Below are 1,096 nucleotides of genomic sequence, written 5' to 3' on the forward strand. Positions count from 1 at the left end.
CTCGGGCCGGTCGCGGCCGCGGCCGACGGCCGGTTCCGCATCGACGCGTTCGCGCCGCGCGCGGCCGAGCTGAACTACGAACTGCAGCTGCTCGACGCGGGCGGCAATCCGCTCGACCGCGTCGACGTGCCGCTGGCCGTACGCGACGGCCGCCGCCTGCGCCTGCTGCTGCTCGCCGGCGGTCCCGATCCGGATCTCAAATACCTGCAGCGCTGGGCGCTCGACGCCGGCCACCGCGTCGACGCGCGGATCAGCCTGAGCCGCGGCATCGCGCAGCAGCGCGGCGAGGCGAATCTGTCCGCCGCGACGCTCGCCGAGACGGATATCGTCATCGTCGACGAACGCGCGTGGAGCCAGCTCGACAAGGCCGCGCGCACGCGTCTGCTCGACGCGGCCGACGCAGGGCTCGGCGTGCTGCTGCGCCTCGTCGCGGCGCCGTCGCCGGCGCTGCTCGCCGAATGGCGCGGCTTCGGCCTTCCGCTGCAGGCCGCACCGGCCACGACAGGCGTGCTGCTGTCGGGCGCCGCCGACGGCACCGTGCTGCAGAAGCTTGCCCTGGAGGCGAACGCGGCGAGCCTGCTGCCGCTCGCGCGCGATCGCGACGGCAACGCGCTCGCCGTCGCGCGCAACCGCGGCCAGGGACGCATCGGCGCCTGGTGGCTGCAGGGCAGCGGCGGTCTCGTGACGTCCGGCCAGGCCGCCCTGCACGACCAGCTCTGGGCCGCTGCGCTCGACACCGTGGCGCGGCCGCGCCAGGAACCGTTGCCGTCGGCGCCGGCCTGGGCCTGGCAGGACGAGCGCATCGAGCTCTGCGCGGCCACGCCGGCGCTGCGCGTCACGGCGACGAGTGCAGCCGGTGCGAACGCTGCCGCCGGTGGCACCGCCCGTACAACGAATGCGAAACGCGAAGCGGGCGGTGCGACAGCCGCCGGCGCGACGGCGGCCGAGGGCGAATCCGTCGAAATCCTGACCGAGGCCCGCGGCGACGGCCGCTGGTGCGGCGGCTTCTGGCCACGCGAACCGGGCTGGCACCGGCTGCAGGCCGGCGACACCGCGGCGCCGCTGTTCGTCCGCGCCGCCGGCACGGCCATCGCGC

Annotated in this window: 1 pseudogene; it reads left to right on the top strand. The window is 76.2% G+C overall.

Annotated elements, in window-relative coordinates:
• Nucleotides 1–1,096 (top strand): annotated as a pseudogene (locus tag NON22_RS24680) (hypothetical protein); the annotation flags it as partial.

The sequence above is a fragment of the Tahibacter caeni genome (assembly GCF_024609805.1).
Classification (GTDB): Bacteria; Pseudomonadota; Gammaproteobacteria; order Xanthomonadales; family Rhodanobacteraceae; genus Tahibacter; species Tahibacter caeni.